Origin of the sequence: Catellatospora paridis (assembly GCF_009720365.1) — a bacterium.
Lineage (GTDB): Bacteria > Actinomycetota > Actinomycetes > Mycobacteriales > Micromonosporaceae > Catellatospora > Catellatospora paridis.
Map to the genome: position 1 here is coordinate 19,494 of NZ_WBZD01000021.1, position 22,529 is coordinate 42,022.

A 22,529-nucleotide genomic window follows, 5' to 3' on the forward strand; every position below is an offset into this window, starting at 1 on the left:
CGACAAACCGATGTTTAGTTTTGTCGAGAGCTTGTGCAAGTTCCCTGCAGGCCGCTCACCTGCCGGTGTTCTCCATCCGTTTCGGGAGAGGCCCGGTATGACGTCGGCTTTCGTACGCACTGGTCGATCACCCCCACGCGGCCCGGGCTGAGTTCACGCCCGCGCCACGTCACCGGTTACACCACGCCTGCAAAACATCAACCGCGCGGTCCCGCTCGCCGTCGCGGCTGTTCGGGCACCCCGTTTCACCGCACGCCTGTGGACCCCCTCCACACGCGGAACGTCCCTCCGTGACAAAGGACAACCATGAGAACCAGGAATCCGATCAGGGCGGTGGCGACCGCGGTCGCCGCTGCCATGATCGCCACGGCCGGGTGGGCAGCCGTCGCGCAAGCGGCCGGCGGGCCCAACCTCAGCCTCGGCAAGTCCACCTCCGCCAGCTCGGTCAACGGCCCCTACGTGACCGGCAACCTCAACGACGGCAACCAGGGCAGCTACTGGGAGAGCTCCGGCTCCCTGCCGCAGTGGGCGCAGCTCGACCTCGGCGCCGCCACCGCCATCGACCAGGTGGTGCTGAAGCTGCCCGCCGGCTGGGGCACCCGCACCCAGACCCTGTCCATCCAGGGCAGCACCAACGGCTCCAGCTTCAGCGACATCGTCGCCTCGCAGGGCTACAGCTTCAACCCGTCGGTCGCCAACAACTCGGTGACCATCAACTTCCCGGCGACCTCGCCGCGCTACGTGCGCGTCAACGTCAGCGCCAACACCGGCTGGGCCGCCGCGCAGCTGTCCGAGCTGGAGATCTACGGCACCGCCAGCTCGTCGACCAACCTCGCCCAGGGCCGCCCGACGACCGAGAGCGGTCACGCCGACGTCTACGACTCGGGCCGCACCGTCGACGGCAACCAGGGCACCTACTGGGAGAGCGTCAACAACTCCTTCCCGGAGTGGACGACCGTCGACCTCGGCTCGGCCGTCGCGGTCAACCGCGTCGTGCTGAAGCTGCCGACCTCCGGCTGGGGCACCCGCTCGCAGACCCTCGCGGTCCAGGGCAGCACCAACGGCTCGACGTTCACCGACGTCGTCGGCTCGGCGTCGTACACCTTCAACCCGGCCGTGGCCGGAAACTCGGTGACGATCAACTTCACCCAGACCACCACCCGGTACGTGCGGATCAACATCACCGCCAACTCCGCGTGGCCGGCGGGCCAGCTCTCCGAGATCGAGGTGTACGGCCCCGGCGGCGGCACCCCCGACACCACCGCCCCCAGCGTGCCGTCGAACCTGACCCTCGGCGCGTCCGGCACGACGATCACCCTGAACTGGGGCGCGTCGACCGACAACTCCGACGGCAGCGGCCTCGCGGGCTACGACGTCTACCGCAACGGCGCGCTGGCCGCGCAGGTCGGCGCCGTCACCACCTGGCAGGACACCCAACCGACCACGGCGACCGTGTCCTACTACGTACGGGCGCGCGACAACGCGGGCAACGTCTCCGCCAACAGCAACACGGTCACCCGCAACGGGACCACGCCCGACACCACCCCGCCGAGCGTGCCCGGCACGCTGAGCCACACCACGTCCGGCACGACGATCACGCTCAACTGGGGCGCGTCGACCGACAACGCGGGCGGCAGCGGCCTGGCGGGCTACGACGTGTTCCGCAACGGCGCCCTGGCCGCGCAGGTCGGCACCGTCACCACCTGGAACGACACCCAGGCCGCCTCGGCCACCGTGTCGTACTACGTGCGGGCCCGTGACAATGCCGGCAACACCTCCGGCAACAGCAACACCGTGACCCGCCCCGGCGGCGACGTCACCGCGCCGACCGTGCCGTCGAACCTGACCCAGAGCACCTCGGGCACCACGATCACCCTGAACTGGGGCGCGTCGAACGACGGCTCCGGCAGCGGCCTGGCCGGCTACAACGTGTACCGCGACGGCGGCCTGATCGCCACCCTCGGCACCGTGCTCACCTACCAGGACTCGCAGCCGGCCACGGCGACCGTGTCCTACTTCGTGCGGGCGCGCGACAACGCGGGCAACCTGTCCGGCAACAGCAACACCGTCACCCGCACCGGCACCCAGCCCCCCGGCTGCGTCAACGTCGCGTCCGGCAAGACCATGACCGCGAACGGCTCCACGTTCACGTTCACCCCGGACAAGGCCAACGACGGGCAGCTCGCCACCTACTGGGAGGGCGGCGGCTACCCGGCGACCCTGACCGTGGCGCTGGGCGGCAACCACACGATCACCCAGGTCAACGTCAAGCTGAACCCGGACGCCTCGTGGGGCACGCGTACCCAGAACTTCCAGATCCTGGGCCGCGAGCAGTCCTCCTCCACCTACACCAACCTGGTGTCGGCGGCGAGCTACCAGTTCACCCAGGGCAACAACGTGGTGAACGTCCCCGTCTCGGCGACCACCGCCGACGTGCGGCTGTCCTTCAACTCCAACACCGGCGCCCCCTCGGGCCAGGTCGCGGAGTTCGAGGTGTGCGGCACCCCCGCGCCGAACCCTGACCTCACCGTCAGCAACGTGTCGTGGACCCCGTCCTCGCCGAACGAGGCGTCCAGCATCTCGCTGACCGCCACCGTCAACAACATCGGCGACCTGTCCGCCCCCGCCTCCAAGGTCGGCCTGTACCTCGACGGCGCGCTCAAGGGCACCGTCGACGTCGCGGCCATCGCGGCGGGCGGCTCGCAGTCGGTCAGCCTGCCGATCGGCACGCTGGGCCAGGGCTCGTACGCGATCAGCGCCCGCGCCGACAACGCCAGCACGGTGACCGAGAAGAACGAGAACAACAACACCGCCAACGCCGCGAGCAACCTCGTCGTGGCCCAGGCCCCCGGCCCCGACCTGCAGGTCACCGGGATCTCCACCAACCCGGCCAACCCGGCCGTCGGCGCGGCGGTCAGCTTCACCGTGACCCTCAACAACCGCGGCACCACGGCCACCGGCGTCACCACGGTCACCCGGGTGACGGTCGGCTCCACCACCCTCAACACCAACACCGCCTCGGTCGCCGCGGGCGCCACCGTCAACGTGGCCGTCAATGGCACCTGGACCGCCACCAGCGGCGGCGCGACCATCACGGCCAGCGCCGACGCGACCAACGTCGTGGCCGAGACCAACGAGACCAACAACTCGCTGACTCAGTCGATCGTCGTCGGCCGCGGTGCCGCCGTCCCGTACACCTCGTACGAGGCCGAGTCCGCCGCCTACCAGGGCACCCTGCTGGAGACGGACGCGCTGCGCACCTTCGGGCACACCAACTTCGCCACCGAGTCCTCGGGCCGCAAGTCGGTGCGCCTCAACACCCAGGGCCAGTACGTCGAGTTCACCTCGACCAACCAGGCCAACTCGATCGTCGTCCGCAACTCGGTCCCCGACGCCGCCGGCGGCGGAGGCCAGGACTACACGATCAGCCTCTACATCAACGGTGTCTTCGATCGGAAGCTCACCCTGTCCTCGGTGCACAGCTGGCTCTACGGCACCACCGACGACCCCGAGGGCCTGTCCAACACCCCGCAGACCAACGCGCGGCGGCTGTTCGACGAGTCCAACGCCCTGCTGCCGACGTCGTACCCGCCGGGCACGAAGTTCAAGCTGCAGCGCGACTCGGGCGACAACGCCTCCTTCTACATCATCGATCTCGTCGACCTGGAGCAGGTGGCGCCCGCGCTGAGCAAGCCGGCCGAGTGCACCTCGATCACCAACTACGGCGCGGTGCCCAACGACGGCCTCGACGACACGGCGGCCATCCAGGCCGCGGTGACCGCCGACCAGAACGGGCAGATCAGCTGCGTCTGGATCCCGGCCGGCCAGTGGCGGCAGGAGCAGAAGATCCTCACCGACGACCCGCTGAACCGCGGGACGCACAACCAGGTGGGCATCAGCAACGTCACCATCCGCGGCGCGGGCATGTGGCACTCCCGCCTCTACACGCTGACCCAGCCCCAGAACGCGGGGGGCATCAACCACCCGCACGAGGGCAACTTCGGCTTCGACATCGACAAGAACACCATCATCTCCGACCTGGCCATCTTCGGCTCCGGCCGGATCCGTGGCGGTGACGGCAACGCCGAGGGCGGCGTCGGCATCAACGGCCGGCTCGGCGTCGGCACGAAGATCACCAACGTGTGGATCGAGCACGCCAACGTCGGCGCCTGGGTCGGCCGCGACTACTCCAACATCACCGAGCTGTGGGGACCCGGTGACGGGCTGGAGTTCAGCGGCATGCGGATCCGCAACACGTACGCCGACGGCATCAACTTCACCAACGGCACCCGCAACTCGACCGTGTTCAACTCGTCGTTCCGCAACAACGGCGACGACGCGCTCGCGGTCTGGGCCAGCAAGTACGTGAAGGACACCTCGGTCGACATCGGCCACGACAACCGCTTCGTCAACAACACGGTGCAGCTGCCGTGGCGGGCGAACGGCATCGCGGTCTACGGCGGCTACGGCAACAAGATCGAGAACAACCTGATCTACGACACCATGAACTACCCGGGCATCATGCTGGCGACCGACCACGACCCGATCCCCTTCACGGGTCAGACGCTCATCGCCAACAACGCGCTCTACCGCACGGGTGGCGCCTTCTGGAACGAAGACCAGGAGTTCGGCGCGATCACGCTGTTCGCGGCGACCGTCGCGATCCCCGGCGTCACGATCCGTGACACGGAGATCTACGACTCGACGTACGACGGCATCCAGTTCAAGGCCGGTGAGCTTCCGGGGGTGGTCATCACCAACGTGAAGATCGACAAGTCGAACAACGGCGCGGGCATGCTGGCCATGGCCCAGGCCCGCGGTAGCGCGACGCTGTCGAACGTCACCATCACGAACTCGGGCACCGGCAACATCGTGACCCAGCCGGGTTCGACGTTCACCTTCTCGGGCAGCTGACGCCGCTCGCGATACCGCACCACCGGGGCCCGTCGGCGACCAACGCCGACGGGCCCCGGCCTTGCCGTCATCTGCGGCTGCGGCGCAGGGTCCGCATCTGCAGCGCGAGGGACTAAGCCGCTGCAACATCCATCTCTTTCAAAGGCGGGCTCGCATTTCGTGCGGATCGATGTCGACGCCCACTCACCCCGGGTCAGATCACCGAGACGAGCTCTTTCGCGAGCGGGCCGGCGGATGCCGGGTTCTGGCCGGTGTGCAGGGTGCGGTCCGTGACCAGGTACGGCTCCCACATCGGGCCGCGCGAGTAGTTGGTGGGCAGCTTCCTCAGCTCGTCCTCCAGCAGCCATTTGGCCTTGTCGGCGAGGCCGACGCCGGCTTCTTCGTCGTTGGTGAAACCGGTGAGGCTGTAGTTCGCGAACGGCGTGTCGCCGTGTTCGTCACGGGTGGCAAGAATCGCGGACGGTGCGTGGCAGACGATGCCGAAGTGCTTGCCCGAAGCCAACGCCTCGCGGAGAAGCTTGGCGGAGTCGGCGTCGTAGGCGAGGTCCTCCATGGGCCCGTGGCCGCCGGGGTAGAACACGGTGTCGTAGTCCTCGAAGCGCACGTCCTTGATGGCGACGGGGTAGCGGAGTTCTTCGGCCGCCTCGATGACGGACTCCTCCTGGAGGGACGTTTCCTCGCCGCCTGTCATGCTGGGCCGCAGACTCATCGTGTCCACGGTGGGGATCACGCCGCCCGGAGTGGCCACCGTGACCTGGTGACCGGCTTGCGTGAACACGGTGTAGGGGGCCACGAACTCCTCGGCCCAGTACCCGGTGGGGTGCCGGTGCCCGTCTTTCATGGTCCAGTACTGCGCACCGCTCAGCACAAAGAGAACCTTCCCCATGGGAATCTCGCCTTCACTTGAGCACGGTAATGGGAAACAATCCGCCTTGGATGTCGAAAACGCAATGTATGCACCAAATGCATACATCCTTGTGCGTTATTCCTGGAACGCACCGGGCCTGGATGCAGGCCGACGAAAGCGTAATCAACATCGAAGTCTAGGCACCGACTCCGAGTGACTCGGCCTGTTTCGAGGTATCCGCTACCTGCATGGCTAACTGAAGTACTCGGACATCATCTGGTCCACCCACGCGGGCTGCCGGACATCGCTGGGGACGAACTGGCGCATGACGGGTTTGATGTCCAGGACCGGAGTGCCGTCGATCGCGTCGAGCCCGCGTACGCGCAGCTCCCGGCCGTTCACCGAGATGATCTCGGCGATGGTGGTGCCGATGCGGTTGGGCCGCCGCGGTCCGCGTTCGGAGAACACGCCAACCGCGGGCAGATCGGTCCGGCCGCGGGGGTGCAGCGGCTTGCCGTAGTCGTCGCGTTCGGCCAGCCGGTCGAAGAAGAACAGGACCTCGACGTGGGAGAAGTCGGCCAGGCCGGTCAGGCCGGCGTCACCGAAGCGCACGTCGACCACGATGGTGCTCTCCTCGCCGCCCCAGTGGTCGGAGTTCTGCGGGTCCAGTCGTCCGTTGTGGACGATGCCGACGGGCGTCATGTCGATCACAGTGTTCTCCCTGTCTGGTGCTGCCCGTCGCCTCGACGGCCTCGTGCGGTGCGCATACGGCGTCCGTGGCCGCAGGCGGACCGCCCGGGCGCGGGTCCGCGCCCGAAGTGCAGAACCCGCGAAGATCACCGAAGATTCCCGAGATTCCCGCATCCGTGCCGGGTCGACCTGGAGAAGTCCTGTCAGAACGGAAGGTCGATATCCCAGACACTGAACGAGGTCCAGTCGCGGCAGGCCTGCTAGATCAGCATGAATTCCACCGTATTCGTGCGGAGCTGCGCCTCCGACACGGTGTGCCGCCAGCGCCCGATTTCCATCAGGTAGACACCCCGCCCATCGGGAACGTTGTCCACGACGAAATCCTGCCGGCAGCCCGCGTTCGTGTAGAACGGTTCCGCGATGATTTTGCCAAGTCGCCGACCTCAGGCAACCTCCCGTGCCGCCGCATCGGTCTAGGACCGGTGACAGAGGCAGCCAACGAGGGGTCTTGCCGATGAAACCTGATGTCGAAGCCGACCTGCACACGTTCGTCGAAGCCCGCTACCTGCACCTGCGCCGCACCGCGTACCTGCTGTGCGGTGACTGGCACCGGGCCGAGGACCTGGTCCAGACCGCCCTGGCCCGGATGGTCGTGGCGGCGCGACGGCGGCGGATCGACAGCCTGGACGCCTACTCCCGCCGCGTGCTGCTGCGGGTGTATCTCGACGACAGCCAGCGCGGCTCGCGACGCCGCGAACGGCTGTCGGACGAGCTGGCCGACCGGCCCGCCCCGCCGGGCGACCGGGCGGAGGCGCTCACCGTCCTCGCCGCGCTGCGCACTCTGCCGCCCCGCCAGCGCGCCACGATCGTCCTTCGCTACTGGGAGGACCGCAGCGTCGAGGAGACCGCCGAAACGCTGGGCGTGACCGAGGGCACCGTGAAGAGCCAGTGCGCCAAGGGGCTGGCCGCGCTGCGTGACGTGCTGGCGGATGCCCCGCAGGAACTGATGCTCAATCTTGGAGGTATCGAGTGATGCAGCTCGACGACATGCGCGAGGCGCTCCGCACCGCGATCGAGACCGACGAACCGCCGATCACCGACGGCCCGGCCACGGTGTTCACCACGGCCAGGCGCATCCGGACCCGGCAGCGGCTGGTGACGGTCGCCGCCGGGGTCGCCACGCTCGGACTGCTCGCGGGCGCCGTGAGCGTGCTCGGCCTGGGCCGGACCGACGGCGCCCAGCCGGCCGTGCCGGTGCCGCAGGTCGCGCTCGCGTCGGCGAGCCCGTCCCCCTCGCCGTCGACGGCGGGCGGTTGCCCGTGCCCGACGGGCGAACCCGCCGCCGCCAAGGTCCTCGCGGCGCTGAAAGCGCTACTACCTGCCGGTTCGGCCGTCTCCCAGCCGGTATCCCAGAACGGGTACGCCGAGGTGGTGATCACCGACCGGCTCGGCAGGACGAAGGTGATGGCGAACGTTCAGCCGGCCTTCGGGCAGGGCGGCAAGCCCGGGGGAGGGGACATGCGCGAGATCTTCACCTGCCAGGGCCGCAGTGACTGGGCTCAGCGGGGCACCACGTGCACCGAGAAGGTGCTGGATGACGGAACCTGGATCGTGGTCACCGAGGGTCCCGAGACCACGGGGCATGACCGGATCGTCCAGCGGACGGTCGACATCCTGCGGCCGGACGGGGTGCGGGTCGCCGTCACCGCGTACAACGCCGTGAAGCCGAAGGGCAACACGCCCACGCGCAAAGTACCGGTGCTGACCCTCGCGCAGCTCGACGTTATGGCTACCCGCCCGCGCTGGCCCGTCTGATGTCGTGTGGCGGGCCGACGGTAGCCGTCGGCCCGCCACATCAAGTAGTTGAACGACTCGTTCAACACGGAAAGTTGACAACGAGACGTTGTAAAGGTTGACTGGCGGGCATGGCTGACGTGCACGAGACCGATGACCTGTTCGTTCCGCCGGATGCCGGGCGTGCCCGCGCAATGCGTGACTTCGCCGCGCTCACCCGGATCGCCGAGCGGCACGCCGCGACGGGCGGACAGCGTGACCGCTGGCGCAACGCGGCGGTGCTCGACCCGTACGAGGCGGTCTGCCTGGCGGTGTCGCTCGCGGCAGGCTCCGCGCTGCCCGAGCCGGACGAGGCTCCACTTGACGAGGCCGACCTGACCGCCGCACTCACCCTGCTTCCCCGCGTACGCGCCGACCTCGACGCCCTGGAGATCGGTCTGCTCGAGCTGGCCCGTGCCCGCGGCCTGACCTGGCAGGCGATCGCCTTCGGCCTCGGCCTCGGCACCCCGCAGGCCGCCCGGCAGCGCTACGAGCGCCTGACCGACCGCGCCCGTCCGGTGGACTAGCCCGGCGGGCGCCCTGCCGTGCCGCCCACCGGGCCGTCCTCTCAGGTCGCGGCGTCGGTCACGCCGCCTCGACGGGCAGCCACAGCTCGCAGGTCGCGGTGCTGAAATCGGCGGCGCGGTCGAGGATCGCGACGATCGACGGACCCGGCCGCAGCCGCCACGGGTTGGACGGGAACCACTCGGTCGCCGTCGCGGCCCAGGTCGTCTGGAGCGCCTGGGGGTACGGTCCGGAGGTGCTGAAGACCGCCCAGCGCCCGGCCGGCACCTCGATGGCGTCGAGGTCGCCGGGGGCCGGGGTGTCCGCGGCCACCGCGACTCCGTGCAGGTAGGTCAACTCGGTGCCTTCGACGGCGTCGGGGTCGATGCCGTCGGTGACCTGCAGCAGGCCGGCCGGCTCGGCGGCGCTCAGGGCCTTGAGCCGACTGTGCTCCGCCACCGGCAGGGCGGCGATGTGCTGCTGGATGTGCGGGTTGACGCCGTGGTGGATCAGCGGCACCCGAGCCGCGTGCCCGATGAGGCGGAACGCGGGGCGGTCGACGATGCGGGTGTCCATGGGGATGCTCCCTTCGACGGTCAGGCGGAACCTGACCTGCGGTTGTGTGCGAAGGGGGCCTCCGTCGCGGCGGACGTCGCCGGGGCTGACCCCGTGCACGGCCCGAAACGCCCGGCCGAACGCCTCGGTCGAGCCGTAGCCGTGCCGGACCGCGATGCTCAGCAGGTCGTCCTCGCCGCGGACCACGTCTGCGGCGGCGACGGTCATGCGGCGGCGGCGTACGTACTCCGACAGCGGCATGCCCGACAGCGACGAGAACATCCGGCGCAGGTGGTACTCGGTGGTGCCGAGCGACGCGGCCAGCCCGCCGAGGTCGATCTCCTCGGTGAGGTGCTGCTCGACGACGTCGACGAGCCGGTTGAGTGCCGAGATCATGTGGCCTCCCTTCGACGTCAAGCCTGGCCGAGGGACCCCCGGCCGCGCCCGATCGTGGCGGACCGATCCGATCATGCGGATGGGCACGGTGTCGCCGCGGCGGGCCGGCCCGGTCCGCGAGACCGAACCTAACCGCGGGGCGACTCGCGGCCCTCGCCGCGCCGGGTCCGGCGGATCCGGACCGCCCGGTCGGCGAGCTCGTCGACGGCCGCGCCGATCTCCGGCGGCAGGCCTCCGTCGTCGCAGCACGGCGGCTTGGTGCGCGGATCCGTCGGCGGCTTGACCCCGGCCAGTTCATACAGCGCCGAGTACACGTCGAGGCCCGGGTCGACCTCGTCGTGGCGTCCGACCAGGACCACGCAGGCGCGGCTGCCGGACCGGAACGCGACGACGATGCGCAGGTCGCCGACGTGCTTCACGCACAGCCGGTCGAGCGGGGCCCCGCCGGTGAGGCGGTAGCCGAGAGCCGCGCAACCCTCGGCTTCGAGGTGGCGCAGGAACTGGGCGACCTGCTGCTGCTGGCGGCTGCGCAGGCCGTCGAACTGCTGCTCGGCGCGGGGGGTCCAGTCGAGGGCGACGGGCACGTCGGCAGCCTACCTAGGAACCGCTCTGCCGCGTACGCGCGAGCAGCTCGCCGGTGTCGATGGCTTTGCCTTCGCCGCGCCGCATCTGGGCAAGGCTTTCCCGGACGTCGTCGCGTTCCAGCAGCGCGGTGTCCTCCAGGTAGCGCCAGACGGCGTCGAGCAGCCCACGGGTCTGCCCGGCCTGGCGCAGTTCCCGGACCAGGTGCCAGACCTCGTGGAAGCGGCGAGGTTCGAGCCGGGGCTGCCCGTTGACCTGCACGATCACGAAGATGCCCGTGCGGGCCCATTCCCGGATCGTCGGTTCGCTGAGGTCGAGCAGCTCGGCCGCGATCACCGGCCGGATGGGTTCGCAGGTGGCCAGCCACTGCCGGGCGACGCGCAGCAGTCGCGCCCGGCGCTCGTCGTCGAGGGTGCGGGCGATGTCCTCCAGCTCCTCGACGGAGGAGAGCAGGGCGGCTATCTTCTCGCGGTCGGCGGCGACGGTCACGGCAGGCTCCTGTCCCTCGATTCGAGCCCGGCACTTACGAGTATGACCCACGAATCCACAAGTGCATCGCGGACGATCAGCTGAACGTGGCCGAGCATCAACCGGAGGGTCAGTCCTCGGGTGGCCGCTGCTGGTGTTCGCCGCGTGTTCAACTGCCGGTCGCCGGTGTGCCGGAGGCTGCGGCCAGGAGCCCCGCTCCGCGTCCCCTGACCGCCTCCCGCGACAAGGACCCATCGTGCGTACACCTCGGCAAACAAGAACGCGGCTGGTGCTGGCCGCGCTCTGCGCCGCCGCCCTCCTGATCCCCGGCTCGCCGGTGTCGGCGCAGGAGCCGGCGACGGTGCGGATCAACGAGATCGAGTCCAACGGCGGCTCGCCCGGAGACTGGGTGGAGCTGGTCAACACCGGTTCCGCAGACGTCGACGTGTCCGGCTGGACCGTCAAGGACAATGACGACACGCACGCCTTCATCGTGCCCGCGGGCACGGTGCTCGCGGCGGGCGCCTACCTGGCCCTCGACGTCGATCCGGCGTTCGGCCTCGGCGCGGCGGACTCGGCCAGGCTGTTCGCGGCCGACGGGTCGACACTGGTCGACACCCATTCCTGGACGAGCCACGCGAGCACGACCTACGGCCGGTGCCCGGACGGCAGCGGGGCGTTCGTGACCACGACGTCCTCGACGCGGGGCGCGGCCAACGACTGCACGGCCCCGAACGCGGCCGTCGTGAAGATCAACGAGGTGGAGTCGAACGGCGGCTCGCCCGGTGACTGGATGGAGCTGGTCAACACCGGTTCCGCGGCCGTGGACGTCTCCGGCTGGGTGGTGAAGGACAACGACGACACGCATGTGTACGCGATCCCGGCCGGCACCGTCATCGCCGGTCACGCGTTCGTCGCCGTCGACGTCGAGGTGTCCTTCGGCCTCGGTGGCGCGGACTCGGCGCGGCTGTTCCAGGCCGACGGGACGACCCTGGTCGACACCTACAGCTGGACCGCGCACGCCGCCACGACGTACGGGCGCTGCCCCGACGGCAGTGGCGCGTTCGTCGCGACCAACGCCGCGACGCGGGCCGCGGCCAACGACTGCGGGAGCGCCGCGGCCGCGGTGCGGGTCAACGAGGTCGAGTCCAACGGCGGCACCCCGGGCGACTGGGTGGAGCTGGTGAACACCGGCGCGACGGCGGTGGACGTGTCCGGCTGGGTCTTCCGGGACAACGACGACACCCACCTGGTCACCGTCGCGGCGGGCAGCACCCTCGCCCCGGGCGCGTTCCTGGCCCTGGACACCGAGCCCGCGTTCGGGCTGGGCAGCGCCGACTCGGCGCGCCTGTACCTCGCCGACGGCACCACGCTGGTCGACACCTACAGCTGGACCGCGCACGCGGCCACCACATACGGGCGGTGCCCGAACGGGACCGGGGCGTTCGTCACGACCACGTCCTCGACGCGCGGCGCGGCCAACGACTGCGGCGCGCCGGTGCGGATCAACGAGGTCGAGTCCAACGGCGGCACGCCCGGCGACTGGGTGGAGATCGTCAACAACGGCGCGAGCACGGTCGACGTGTCGGACTGGATCGTGAAGGACAACGACGACACCCACGTGTACGCGGTCCCGGCCGGCACGACCGTGGCCTCGGGCGCGTTCCTGGCACTCGATGTCGAGACGGCGTTCGGGCTGGGCGGCGCGGACTCGGCGCGGCTGTTCCAGGCCGACGGGACGACGCTCGTCGACACCTACAGCTGGACCGCGCACGCGGCGAACACGTACGGGCGCTGCCCGGACGGCACCGGTGACTTCGCGGCGACGACCGCGCCGAGCAAGGGTGCGCGCAACGCCTGCCCGGGGCAGGTTCCCGCGGCCGTGTGGCCGGGCGGGGCCGAGGTGGCCGCGGCCGACGCGGCGAACCTGTTCGGCGGCAACATGAGCGGGTTGGCGTACCAGAACTCGGGTGTGCTGTGGGCGGTCAAGAACGGGCCGGGCACGCTCTACCGCCTGGTGCGTGACGGCGCGGCCTGGACTCCGGATCCGGCCGGCGGCTGGGCCGCGGGCAAGGCGCTGCACTACGCCGACGGCACCGGCGACCTCGACGCCGAGGGCGTCACACTGACCGCGGCCGGGCCGTCCGGCGGCGTGTTCGTGTCGACCGAGCGCGACAACGCCGACAGCGGCGTCAGCCGCCCGCGCATCGTCCGGTTCGACCCGGCCGCCGCCGGGACGGCCCTCAACGCCACGATGGCGTGGGATCTCACGGCAGACCTGCCCGCGGTGGCCGCGAACAGCGGTATCGAGGGCATCACCTGGATCCCGGACTCCTACCTCACCGCGCACGGGTTCGCCGACGAGCGCACCGGCGCGGCCTACGACCCGGCCGCCTACCCGGGCCACGGTGACGGTCTGTTCCTGGTGGGCCTGGAGGCCAACGGCCAGGTGTACGCGTACGCCCTGGACCAGGGCAGCAGCGCGTACACGCGGGTCGCGGCCTTCGCCAGTGGCTTCCCGGCGGTGATGGACCTGGTGTTCGAGCCGGAGACCGGCCACCTGTGGGCGGTCTGCGACGACACCTGCCAGGGCCGCACCGCGACCCTTGGCGTCGACGCGTCGGGCCGCTTCGCGGTCGGCGCGGTGTACGAGCGCCCCGCCGGTATGCCCAACTTCAACAACGAGGGCTTCGCCATCGCCCCGCAGTCGGCATGTGTCGCCGGACGCAAGCCGGTGTACTGGTCCGACGACAGCAACGACGCCGGTCACGCGCTGCGCGGCGGCACGCTGCCCTGCACCGACCTCGACGCCGACGACGACGGCATCGCCGACGACGCCGACCCGCTGCCCGCCGACCCGGCCAACGAGACGTTCTCCGACGACGACGGCACCTCCGGCCGGATCATCGACCGGGCTGCGCGGGCCGTGTCGATCGCCGACACCGCAGGTGGCGTACTGGTGACTGTCGGCGCGGGCACCGCCCCGGCCCGGGTCCAGCTCGACGGCGGCGCCGCCGTGATCACCCTCGGCGAGGGTGTGTACGAGCTCGGTGGCACCGGCTCCGTCACGGTCCTCACCGGCGTGCCCGCGGTCGCCACGGTCACCGTGCAGGGCAGCGCGGTCACGGTCACCGTCACCGCGGGCGGCTGGGCCAGCTACCCCGAGGCGACCGTCAAGGACACGCTGGCGAGCCTGCTCGGCATCCGGTCGAGCGGCGGTGTCACGGTCGGCGCGGCAGGTGTGCCGCAGGACTTCTGCGCCGCTGTGCAGAACGTGCTCATCGGCTCCACCCGCAACGAGACGATCGCCGGGACCACGGGTGCGGACCTCATCCTCGGCAAGGGCGGCAACGACGTCGTGACCGGCAACGGCGGCGGCGACTGCGTCGTCACCGGCGCGGGCAATGACGTCGTCACCACCACGGGCGGCGACGACCGGGTCGACGCCGGCAACGGCAACAACGTGGTCAACACGGGTGAGGGCGACGACCTCGTACGCACCGGCTCCGGCAACGACGTCGTCACCACCACCGGTGGCAACGACCGGGTCGAGGCGGGCGACGGCAACAACACCGTCAACACCGCCGCGGGCGACGACACCGTCATCACGGGCAGCGGCAACGACGTCGTCGACTGCGGCGCGGGCACGGACACCGCCCACGCCGGACGCGGCAACAACGTCAACTCCGGCACCCGCTGCGAGACGTTCGGCGTCTGAGCGAAGGAAGGGCACCTTCACATCGCTATGCGTTGTGGAAGGTGCCCTTCCCATCACTCGCCTCGAGACTGCGCCCACGCTGTTCCGGCAGTGTGGGCGCAGCTGCGTCCGCGCACCCTCCGAGCTGCACGGCCAGCGGTGCAGGGTAGGGGTGGCGGGCTGCTACCTTGGCCCGCGTGAATCTCGGTCTGGGGCCCCTCGCACCGGCGGTCCCCGTGCTCGACGACGATCCGTTCGCCGAGCACCCGGGAGCCGTCGCCCGCCGTCGCCGCAACGGTCGCAGATATCTGTTCCTGCTGCTCGGCGCCGTCCTGCTGGGGCAGGGCGGCTGGACGGCGCTGCACGTGACCTACACCCCGGAGCCCGGCCCGAAGGCCGTCTGCCCCATGCTGCGCCCGGAACTGCTGGACGTTGCCCTGCCCGATCGCGACCCGGCCAGGGATGGCAGCGAGCGCACCGAGTCCGGCTTCCTGGGCGCGACCTGCACCGTGCGGGGAGCCTCCGGGGAGTTGTGGATCGGCGTGACACGGGTGGGCCGGGCCGGCGGCGACAGTCCGTGGGAGATCCTGGAGCTGCGGCGCGGGTGGATCGGCGAGTTGCGTCAGGTGCGGCTCGGTGACGACGCCCTGCTGGTAGACGATCAGCTCCTGCAGATCCGTCACGGCTCCTACCTGGTGTGGATCGAGTACGCCCCGGAGGCAACCGTCGCACCCGAGGCCCGGCGGCAGGTGCTCGTCGCGATCGGGCAGGAGGTGCTCTCGCAGCTGTGAAGACGATCTCGGCATGGTGGGAGTGGCAGCGCGGCTGGAGACTGGCCGTTCAGCTGGCGGCGGTGGCGGCACTGCTCGCTGCCGCGTACGTGGTGGCCGGTTACCTCGGCTGGCTGGTCGGTCAGGGGCAGGCCCGCATCGAGGTGGCGATCGTCGACAGCGACATGCAGCGGCCGCCGCGACCCGAGCTGCCGCCGAACCCGTTCACGTCCCCGCCGGTTCCGTAGGGCCTGTCCGCCAGGGACACGGCACTGAGCTGACCGGCGTACGGCACGAGCGGCGTGGCCCCGATGGGTCACGCCGCTCAGGCCGTCACCCGGTCGGAGTTGGTCGATCGGCCGGGCAACTCTGGCCATGGCGGCGCTGCGACCGACCCCTGACCCTCAGTAGGGTCATCGTCCGGTACTGCCTCCACACCGGACAGGGGAGCGCCGTGACGCTGCCGATCGATCCCTACGAACGGCGTCCCGTGCCGGGGCCGCCGAGTCCGGTCGTGCGCCCGCCCATGGGCTGGTGGCGGCGGCACCGGGTGCTGCGTAACTGGCTCGGCGGCGTCGCCTCGGCCGTGGTCGTGTCGGTGATCAGCGGTGTCGCGCTCGCGTACCTCACCCCGGGTGGGGACACCCCCGGAGGCGGCACGCCGACCTCGGCCGCCGCCGACGACCTGCCGTTCAGCGTGGACGTGCTGTACCGCGGGAACTTCTGCGATCCGTACGTGGTGAACGCCGCTCCGGGTGAGCTGTCCAGCCCGCACCGCGTCGTCGACCCGGACTCGCGGGTGCGGCCCGCCGACGACGAGGTCGCCGAATGGATGCAGCGGGTCGACGCGGTCCCCTCCGAGGGGCTCCTGCTGCTCACGGTGCAGGGGACCGGCGACAAGACCGTGGTGCTGCAGGACCTGACCGTGGAGGTCGTCGAACCGAAAGGGCCGCCGATCGAGGCGGCCACACTGTTCTATCCCGATGCCGGATGCGGGGCCGGTGAATCGCCGCGGTTGTTCAGGGTGGGCCTGGACGCCGCCAACCCGCGGCCGGTTCCCGAGGCGGGCGTGGACCTGGCGGGCAACGCGATCCCGGCGGTGGCTTTCCCGTTCAGTGTCTCCGCGTCCGACCCGGAGATCTTCACCATCACCGCCGAGCCCGGTCGCTGTGACTGCAGCTGGCGGCTGCGCCTGCGGTGGACGAGCGCCGGGCGCAGCGACACGCTGGTCATCGACGACCACGGCCGGCCGTTCCGCACCGCGGCCGTCGTCGACACCAATGCGCGCAAGTTCATCGCCCACTCGTACAAGGGGTGCCCTGGCGCGATCCTCTGGTGTGAGGAAGGCTGAGCCGCGTGGTCAGGCGGCGCTGAGGCGGGCACGGCCGCCGTAGAGCTGCACCCGGCGGTCGGTCACGTGCTGCGGTGCCCGGTGCAGGAACAGCTCGGGCCGGCCGGGGGCGTTCGCGACGCGTACCGTCCAGTCCTCGTACCACCACGACGCCGAGCAGCAACACTGTCCACGGAACCGGAAGTTCGCCCGGTACAGCCCGACCTTGCCAGGGGCCAGGGTGAACAGCCGGGTCGGCCGATCCTGCAGCGGGTAGACCGCCCCACGGGCGCAAGCGTGCACCGTCACGCCGTGGTCAGTCACGCTGAACTGCAGCGATGTCGAAGTTGCGGCGTCGCCGCCGGACCGGACCTGCTCGGTGATCCGGTACCCGTCCGCGTGGTCGGCGAGCACGTCGTGCACGACAACCGGCGCGTCGGGCAGCGACTCGGGCAGGCGGCGCGCATCGGACAACCCGCGCCGCAGGTCGGCGTCGCCCGCCCTGCGCGCGTCCGTCGACCACCGCACCCTGATCCGCTGAATCACCACCACACCGCCGAGCATGCCCTGCCCGACTCCGCCCACGCGACCCGGTTTCCGCGTCGCCCCCCGGTCCGCGACCAGGCGAAGATCGCTGTCTCGTGTCGAAGGTGTGGTCGGACCGCAGATCATGGCACCAAGCAGTGATCAAGCAACGGCGGCGGTCGGGGTCAGGCCGTCGCGGAGAGGTCGTTGAAGGTGTCGGCGGGGGGTTGGCCGGAGAGGGTCTGGATGGCGCACATGATGTCGTCGGTGGCCTGGCGGCGGGCTCGGGCAACGCTGATGCCGGGCTGCTGGGTGAAGCGCAGGGGGGTGCCGAAGCGGATGGTTACGCGGCCGGGGCGGGGGAGTTTCGCGCCGACGGGCTGGATGCGGTCGGTGCCGAGCACCGCCACCGGCACGACCGGCGCGCCGGAGGCCAGGGCGAGCCAGGCCACGCCGGTGCGGCCGCGATAGAGGCGGCCGTCGCGCGACCGGCTGCCCTCGGGGTGGATGCCGAACGCGCCGCCGCGTTCGAGCACGCCGAGTGCCAGTTCCAGGGACTCCTGGGCGGCCCGGTGGCCGCCGCGCTGCACCGGGATCGCTTCGAGGCCGGTCATCAGGTCACGGACCAGCCGGCCCCGCAGGCCGGTGCCGGTGAAGTACTCCGCCTTGGCCATGAACGCGACCGGCCGGGGTGTCATCAGCGGGATGATGAAGCTGTCCAGGAACGACAGATGGTTCGCGGCCAGGATGAGCGGTCCGTCCAGCGGGATGTGCTCGCGGCCTTCGACGATCGGCCGGAACGCCACCCGTGACAGCGGGGTGAGCAGCATCCGGGTGATGGACTGGATCGACACGTGTCCTCCGGTGATCAAGCCGGGCCCAGGTGGGCGTCCAGCGCGGCGCGCAACAGCGGGTCGACGTCGTCGGTCTGCACGGTCATCTGCAGGCTGCCCCAGAGCCAGAGCTGGGCGATGCCGTGCAGGTTGGCCCACAGCGCCCCGGCGACGACGACAGGATCGGGGGCGGTGACCCCGTGCCGGGCGCGGGTGACCAGGTCGACGAGCACGCCGAACAGCTGACGGCTGGCGTCGCGCAGGCCGATCTGGTTGCCGCGCAGTAGCTCGTGGCGGAACATCAGCTCGAACATGCCGCGCTGGGTGCGGGCGAAGTCGAGGTAGCCGCGGCCCAGCGCGAGCAGCCCGGCGCGCGGGTCGGCCTCGTCGCGCAGCCCGGCGATGCGCCCGCCGAGGTCCTGGTAGCCGACCTGGGCGATGGCGGACAGCAGGGACAGGTGGCTGGGGAAGTAGCGGCGTGGCGCGCCGTGCGACACCCCGGCCCGCCGGGCGATCTCGCGCAGCGTGAGGGATCCGGGACCTTCGCGGGTGAGCAGGTCCACGCCCACCTCGATCAGGCGGGCGCGCAGGGTGGTGTCCTGATCCGGCATAGACACTGTCTACCAGAGTGGGTAGACAGTGTCTACTTACCGCCCTGGCCGCACCGCAAGTTCCACGTGCGCCGGGCAGCATGGCCGAGGTGGCGGTCAACCGGGTGGCGACCCAGCCCGTCGCTCAGGAGGGCTTGGGCTTCGGGGTCGGCTGTCCCGACAGCAGCTCGAACTGGGCGTTGTCGAGGGTGCCCTTGCCGGTGACCCGGTAGCCAGGGCCCATCGTGCCCAGGCTGAGCGCGATCTCGGCCTCGTTGCGGATGTACCAGCGCTTGCGCGGGGCCTCACCGCGGGAGGCGGGCAGGATCGAGCCGGTCCCGTTGACGTACGGGCGTCCGGGCACCATGCGCTCGGTCGCCGACATGGTGACGATCGCGGAGTTGTCGCCGGTGTAGTTCCACTGCACCTCGGCGAATTCGTCGTCCTCGCCGGTCTGCATCTCGGTGGCGTTCAGCGTCTCGTCGTTGTACGCCGCCACCAGGCGCTTGCCCGCCTCGATGTCGTCGATGAGCAGCACGGTCAGGTCCGTCGAGTCGTACTTGCCGCGCAGGTGGATGTCCCGGGCGATCACCGAGTAGCGGTCGGCCACGCCCATGCCGGTGCGCCACCGGTCGACGAACTGCGGCAGCGGCAGGTTGCCCCACGTGTGGTCGTGGTAGCCGGTGCCGATGAAATCGCGCTTCTCGTTGTAGAAGACGATGTGGCCCTCGGCCTTGCCCGACGGGACGGCGGCGAACCAGGCCTGGTACTGGTCGGGCCCGCCCAGGTACACGTAGCCCGTGCCCGGCCGGAACGGCGCGGCGGTGCTGGTCAGGTTCAGGTTGAGGGTGATGTCGTTGGCGGTGCCGCGCAGCTGGTAGTTCTTCAGGTCGCCGGTGAGCGTGAACGGGCCCACCTTGACGTTGCAGCGGTCCGTGGCACTGGCGAACTCGCGCCAGTCGTATGTCTGGAACACGCTGAACTCGTTGCCCCACGGGGTGGTGATCAGCAGGTTCACCGCGGGCCGCCGGTCGGACTCGGCGGTCAGCCCGTCGCCGGGCCGGGTCTTCAGCGTGAACGAGACCACGATGCCGTCGTCGCCGGTCAGTTCGGTGTGCCACCACTCGTACACCCGAGGGTCCTCGTTGGCGGCGGCCGTGCGGAAGCCGTCCTCCCAGGCGTAGAACGTGTCAGGCTTGAGGTTGAGGCGCGCGTAGTCGTTCGGGCTGGTGCCGTAGCGGTTGAGCGTGGGGCCGTCGGCGGGCGGGGCGGTGGGCGCGGACCGGCTGCACGCGGCCAGGCCGGGCAGGGCGACGAACGAACCTGCTGCCAGTGCCCGCAGCGCCGTGCGGCGGGAGAACCTTCCGGGAACCTCACTCATCTTGCTCGCCGTCCCATCACGCCGCAGCGCCGGCCTTTCAGGTGGAACACCCTATTGCCCTGGTTTGCGTAATGTAGCGCTCGTTCGCCCTGCGTGGAGGCGAGATCGCCAACCTCGTCCCGCCCGCCACGCCGCACCCGAAGCGGCCCGCGATGCGGTCGAGCAGGGCGCGGGCCGCACCTAGATCACTCGACTTGCCGGGCACATGGGCGAATGCGTGCTCAAGATACGCACATGTGCCTGGCAAGTCCGATGATCAAGGACGGGTCGGGCCGACGTGGCCGGGTCAGCGGGGCACGCGCAGCCAGATGTTGGTGCACACCGGGGTGTGGGTCACGCTGACCTGTTCCAGGCGGGTGCCGTCGCCGCCGGGGCGGTCGAACAGGCGCGTGCCGTCGCCGAGCAGGATCGGCACCACGTGGATCAGGACCTCGTCCAGCAGGCCCGCGTCCAGGCAGGCGCGGGCGATGGCCGCGCCGATCAGCACCGCGTATCCGTCGCCCGCGGCGGCCTTCGCGGTGGCGACGGCCTCGGCCAGGTCGTCGACGAAGATGTAGGCCGGGTCGGGGTCCTCGGGGATGTCGCGGGTGTAGACCAGTTGCGGTCCGGTCCAGGCTCCGCCGTACACCCGGCCCTGCTCGGCGGGTCCGTCGCCGTTCGGGCCGAAATAGGTGCGGTGGCCGATCAGGACCGCGCCGATGCGCGACAACACCTCGTCGACGGCGGGGTTGGGACCGGAGTATCCGGCCATCCACGACATGTCGCCGCCCGGTCCGGTGACGAAGCCGTCCAGCGACATCGTGATGTGCCACAGCACCCTGCCCATGCGTTTCCTCCCGTGGTGCGGCGTTGCCCCGCGTCGTGCCGGGACCGTACATCCGATCACGACCGAGCGCATTTCTGAAAGTTTCAGTGGCTCTGAGGCGATATGGGGCTTCGATGAATGCATATGTTGCGAAGGGATTACCGGAGCCTTAAGCTCTGGTCGATGGGAGCGCTCCCGGTCTCTGGCCAGGGCGTTTGCTGCCCCCTTGTTGCCCGACAAGGGTCGCACCGGCGCGCGCCCACGCCCGATCCCGACGAAAGGCTCGTCATGAGACTCCTCCCGCGCGCGTCCCGGCGCGCCCTGATCGCGGCCGGCGCGGTCGGCGCGCTCGCCATGGGTGTGACGGTCGCGCTGCCCGTGGTCAACGCCATGGCCGCCAGCGGCTGCGCCGTCACCTACACCACCAACCAGTGGCAGGGCGGCTTCACCGCCAACATCACCATCAAGAACCTCGGCGACCCGATCAACGGCTGGACGCTGGGCTTCACCTTCCCGAACTCCGGTCAGAAGGTGACCCAGGGCTGGTCGGCCACCTATGCCCAGAGCGGTGCGAACGTCACCGCGGCGAGCATGAGCTACAACGGTTCGCTGGCCACCAACGCCTCCACCGGCATCGGCTTCAACGGCAGCTGGACCACCGCCAACCCGCTGCCGACGACGTTCACGCTCAATGGCGTCGTGTGCACCGGCGCGACGACGCCCAGCTCGCCCGCGCCGAGCTCGCCCGCGCCGAGCAGCTCGCCGTCGGCGTCGCCCCGGCCGTCCACCTCGCCGTCGGCCTCGCCGAGCCCGTCGCAGCCGGTCGGGCAGACGCCCGTCGCGATCAACGGGCAGCTGCGCGTGTGCGGCGTGAACCTGTGCAACCGGTTCAACCGCCCGATCCAGCTACGCGGTATGAGCACGCACGGCATCCAGTGGTTCGCCAACTGCTACAACGACAACTCGCTCAACGCGCTCGCGAGCGACTGGCAGGCCGACCTGCTGCGGGTGTCGATGTACGTGCAGGAGCAGGGTTACGAGACCAACCCGACGGGGTTCACCAACCAGGTGAACAACCTCGTCGAGGAGGCCACCGAGCGCGGCCTGTACGCGCTGATCGACTTCCACACGCTGACCCCCGGCGACCCGATGTACAACCTGGACCGGGCGAAGACGTTCTTCGCCGCGGTGTCGGCCCGCCACGCGGCCAAGAACAACGTGATCTACGAGATCACCAATGAGCCGAACGGCGTGAGCTGGTCGACCATCAAGAACTACGCCGAGCAGGTCATCCCGGTGATCCGTGCCAACGACCCGGACGCCGTGGTCATCGTCGGCACCCGCGGCTGGTCGTCGCTGGGCGTCTCGGAGGGCGGCAACTCCACCGAGATCATCAACAACAAGGTCAACGCGACCAACGTCATGTACGCGTTCCACTTCTACGCCGCCTCGCACAAGGACAACTACCGCGCCGAGGTGGAGCGGGCGGCCGCCGCGCTGCCGATCTTCGTCACCGAGTTCGGCACGGTCACCTACACCGGCGGCGGCGCGGTCGACACGTCCAGCAGCACCGCCTGGCTGGACATGCTCGACCGGCTGAAGATCGGCTACGCGAACTGGACCTACTCCGACGCCGATGAGGGCAGTGCCGCGTTCAAGCCCGGCACCTGCAACGGCGGCCAGTACGCGGGCACCGCGGTGCTGACCGAGTCCGGCAACTTCATGCGCAGCCGCATCCGCACCCCGGACAACTTCCCGACCAGCTGACCGTCTCCTCGCTGCGCTCGTCAACGGCACGTCCGAGCCTGT

The 22,529-nt window shown here is 70.3% G+C and carries 19 protein-coding genes; 9 read left to right on the plus strand and 10 right to left on the minus strand.

The annotated features are described in order from the left end of the window. Positions 1-306: 306 nt before the first annotated feature. Positions 307-4,914, plus strand: a complete 4,608-nt coding sequence (locus F9C41_RS34025) for a galactose-binding domain-containing protein (RefSeq protein ID WP_155390961.1) — start codon at positions 307-309, stop codon at positions 4,912-4,914. 193 nt (positions 4,915-5,107) lie between these two features. Here the strand turns inward: F9C41_RS34025 and F9C41_RS34030 are convergent, their stop codons facing one another. Both F9C41_RS34030 and F9C41_RS34035 read right to left on the minus strand, forming a co-directional pair. Beyond that, the gene (locus F9C41_RS34030) at positions 5,108-5,800 is read right to left on the minus strand and encodes a type 1 glutamine amidotransferase domain-containing protein (RefSeq protein WP_155390962.1); all 693 of its coding nucleotides are present in this window, start codon (positions 5,798-5,800) and stop codon (positions 5,108-5,110) included. Between the two features lie 213 nt (positions 5,801-6,013). Beyond that, positions 6,014-6,463, minus strand: coding sequence for an SAM-dependent methyltransferase (locus F9C41_RS34035; protein WP_155391192.1), 450 nt, complete (start codon positions 6,461-6,463; stop codon positions 6,014-6,016). Positions 6,464-6,965: 502 nt separating this feature from the next. On the opposite strand from F9C41_RS34035, the gene F9C41_RS34040 reads away from it, so the two are divergent. The 3 genes from F9C41_RS34040 (at position 6,966) to F9C41_RS34050 (ending at position 8,811) form a co-directional block, all read left to right on the plus strand. Beyond that, positions 6,966-7,484: a SigE family RNA polymerase sigma factor gene (locus tag F9C41_RS34040; RefSeq protein WP_155390963.1), complete on the plus strand. Its 519-nt coding sequence runs from the start codon at positions 6,966-6,968 to the stop codon at positions 7,482-7,484. After that, entirely contained in the window at positions 7,484-8,266 is a 783-nt protein-coding gene (locus F9C41_RS34045) for a hypothetical protein (protein ID WP_155390964.1), read from the plus strand. Before F9C41_RS34040 ends, F9C41_RS34045 begins: the two co-directional genes overlap by 1 nt. A 110-nt stretch (positions 8,267-8,376) precedes the next feature. Beyond that, a complete protein-coding gene (locus tag F9C41_RS34050) occupies positions 8,377-8,811 on the plus strand; it encodes a DNA-binding protein (RefSeq protein ID WP_155390965.1) in 435 nt (144 codons plus the stop codon). Positions 8,812-8,869: 58 nt separating this feature from the next. Here the strand turns inward: F9C41_RS34050 and F9C41_RS34055 are convergent, their stop codons facing one another. The 3 genes from F9C41_RS34055 to F9C41_RS34065 form a co-directional block, all read right to left on the minus strand. Next, positions 8,870-9,739, minus strand: a complete 870-nt coding sequence (locus F9C41_RS34055; RefSeq protein WP_155390966.1) for an AraC family transcriptional regulator — start codon at positions 9,737-9,739, stop codon at positions 8,870-8,872. A 128-nt stretch (positions 9,740-9,867) separates the two neighbouring features. Further along, positions 9,868-10,323: a hypothetical protein gene (locus F9C41_RS34060; RefSeq protein WP_155390967.1), complete on the minus strand. Its 456-nt coding sequence runs from the start codon at positions 10,321-10,323 to the stop codon at positions 9,868-9,870. 13 nt (positions 10,324-10,336) lie between these two features. Further along, positions 10,337-10,810, minus strand: a complete 474-nt coding sequence (locus tag F9C41_RS34065; RefSeq protein WP_155390968.1) for a hypothetical protein — start codon at positions 10,808-10,810, stop codon at positions 10,337-10,339. A 235-nt stretch (positions 10,811-11,045) separates the two neighbouring features. Here F9C41_RS34065 and F9C41_RS41645 point away from each other — a divergent pair, with 235 nt between their 5' ends. From F9C41_RS41645 to F9C41_RS34095, 4 genes are all read left to right on the plus strand, one after another. After that, positions 11,046-14,507 carry a lamin tail domain-containing protein gene (locus F9C41_RS41645; RefSeq protein WP_230690215.1) on the plus strand — a complete coding sequence of 1,154 codons (3,462 nt, stop codon included), beginning with the start codon at positions 11,046-11,048 and terminating at the stop codon, positions 14,505-14,507. Positions 14,508-14,683: 176 nt separating this feature from the next. Next, positions 14,684-15,277, plus strand: coding sequence for a hypothetical protein (locus F9C41_RS34085; RefSeq protein WP_155390969.1), 594 nt, complete (start codon positions 14,684-14,686; stop codon positions 15,275-15,277). Continuing rightward, positions 15,274-15,504 (plus strand): hypothetical protein, encoded by a 231-nt coding sequence (locus F9C41_RS34090; RefSeq protein WP_155390970.1) that lies wholly within the window; start codon positions 15,274-15,276, stop codon positions 15,502-15,504. Before F9C41_RS34085 ends, F9C41_RS34090 begins: the two co-directional genes overlap by 4 nt. Positions 15,505-15,710: 206 nt before the next feature. Beyond that, on the plus strand, positions 15,711-16,607 hold the full coding sequence (locus F9C41_RS34095; protein WP_155390971.1) for a hypothetical protein: 897 nt from the start codon (positions 15,711-15,713) through the stop codon (positions 16,605-16,607). 9 nt (positions 16,608-16,616) lie between these two features. Here the strand turns inward: F9C41_RS34095 and F9C41_RS34100 are convergent, their stop codons facing one another. From F9C41_RS34100 to F9C41_RS34120, 5 genes are all read right to left on the minus strand, one after another. Then, complete coding sequence (locus F9C41_RS34100) at positions 16,617-17,138, minus strand: hypothetical protein (RefSeq protein WP_230690216.1); 522 nt, start codon at positions 17,136-17,138, stop codon at positions 16,617-16,619. A gap of 158 nt (positions 17,139-17,296) precedes the next feature. Further along, positions 17,297-17,965, minus strand: coding sequence for a lysophospholipid acyltransferase family protein (locus F9C41_RS34105; protein ID WP_230690217.1), 669 nt, complete (start codon positions 17,963-17,965; stop codon positions 17,297-17,299). 14 nt (positions 17,966-17,979) lie between these two features. Further along, a complete protein-coding gene (locus F9C41_RS34110; RefSeq protein ID WP_155390972.1) occupies positions 17,980-18,555 on the minus strand; it encodes a TetR/AcrR family transcriptional regulator in 576 nt (191 codons plus the stop codon). A gap of 124 nt (positions 18,556-18,679) precedes the next feature. Beyond that, positions 18,680-19,915 (minus strand): lipocalin-like domain-containing protein, encoded by a 1,236-nt coding sequence (locus F9C41_RS34115; protein ID WP_155390973.1) that lies wholly within the window; start codon positions 19,913-19,915, stop codon positions 18,680-18,682. Positions 19,916-20,201: 286 nt separating this feature from the next. Then, positions 20,202-20,741: a dihydrofolate reductase family protein gene (locus F9C41_RS34120; protein ID WP_155390974.1), complete on the minus strand. Its 540-nt coding sequence runs from the start codon at positions 20,739-20,741 to the stop codon at positions 20,202-20,204. A gap of 267 nt (positions 20,742-21,008) precedes the next feature. Between F9C41_RS34120 and F9C41_RS34125 the strand changes: the two genes are divergently transcribed. Further along, the gene (locus F9C41_RS34125) at positions 21,009-22,487 is read left to right on the plus strand and encodes a cellulase family glycosylhydrolase (protein ID WP_155390975.1); all 1,479 of its coding nucleotides are present in this window, start codon (positions 21,009-21,011) and stop codon (positions 22,485-22,487) included. Positions 22,488-22,529: the final 42 nt, after the last annotated feature.